The organism is Rodentibacter ratti (assembly GCF_002000485.1).
In the GTDB taxonomy this organism is placed as follows: domain Bacteria; phylum Pseudomonadota; class Gammaproteobacteria; order Enterobacterales; family Pasteurellaceae; genus Rodentibacter; species Rodentibacter ratti.
This window is the reverse complement of record NZ_MLAJ01000024.1, coordinates 1-1,197: the sequence shown is the minus strand read 5'-3', so window position 1 is coordinate 1,197 and position 1,197 is coordinate 1. Positions and strand designations below refer to the sequence as shown.

Below are 1,197 nucleotides of genomic sequence, written 5' to 3'. Positions count from 1 at the left end.
AAGTAGGGCGGGACACGTGATATCCTGTCTGAAGATGGGGGGACCATCCTCCAAGGCTAAATACTCCTGATTGACCGATAGTGAACCAGTACTGTGAAGGAAAGGCGAAAAGAACCCCGGTGAGGGGAGTGAAATAGAACCTGAAACCTTGTACGTACAAGCAGTGGGAGCCGTAAGGTGACTGCGTACCTTTTGTATAATGGGTCAGCGACTTATATTTTGTAGCGAGGTTAACCGAATAGGGGAGCCGAAGGGAAACCGAGTCTTAACTGGGCGTTTAGTTGCAAGGTATAGACCCGAAACCCGGTGATCTAGCCATGGGCAGGTTGAAGGTTGGGTAACACTAACTGGAGGACCGAACCGACTAATGTTGAAAAATTAGCGGATGACTTGTGGCTGGGGGTGAAAGGCCAATCAAACCGGGAGATAGCTGGTTCTCCCCGAAATCTATTTAGGTAGAGCCTTGAGCGGACACCTTTGGGGGTAGAGCACTGTTTCGGCTAGGGGGCCATCCCGGCTTACCAACCCGATGCAAACTACGAATACCAAAGAGTGATACTCAGGAGACACACGGCGGGTGCTAACGTCCGTCGTGGAGAGGGAAACAACCCAGACCGCCAGCTAAGGTCCCAAAGTTTATATTAAGTGGGAAACGAAGTGGGAAGGCTTAGACAGCTAGGATGTTGGCTTAGAAGCAGCCATCATTTAAAGAAAGCGTAATAGCTCACTAGTCGAGTCGGCCTGCGCGGAAGATGTAACGGGGCTCAAATATAGCACCGAAGCTGCGGCATCAGGAGCAACATTAATGGTTTTTACGATTAACAACTTACGAACAAAGTGAGTGAGTTGGTCAAGCCAACAAAACGTTGAGTCGGATTTAACGACAAGAATCATTAATGTTGCTCCTGTTGGGTAGGGGAGCGTTGTGTAAGCGGATGAAGATAGATTGAGAGGTCTGTTGGACGTATCACAAGTGCGAATGCTGACATAAGTAACGATAAAACGGGTGAAAAACCCGTTCGCCGGAAGACCAAGGTTTCCTGTCCAACGTTAATCGGGGCAGGGTGAGTCGGCCCCTAAGGCGAGGCTGAAAAGCGTAGTCGATGGGAAACGGGTTAATATTCCCGTACTTGGATAAACTGCGATGTGGGGACGGAGCAGGTTAGGTTAGCGTGCTGTTGGATATGCACGTTTAAG

General features: G+C 49.5%; 1 rRNA gene. It reads left to right on the top strand.

The window, feature by feature from the left end:
- A 23S ribosomal RNA gene (locus BKG94_RS09890) occupies positions 1-1,197 on the top strand; the annotation flags it as partial.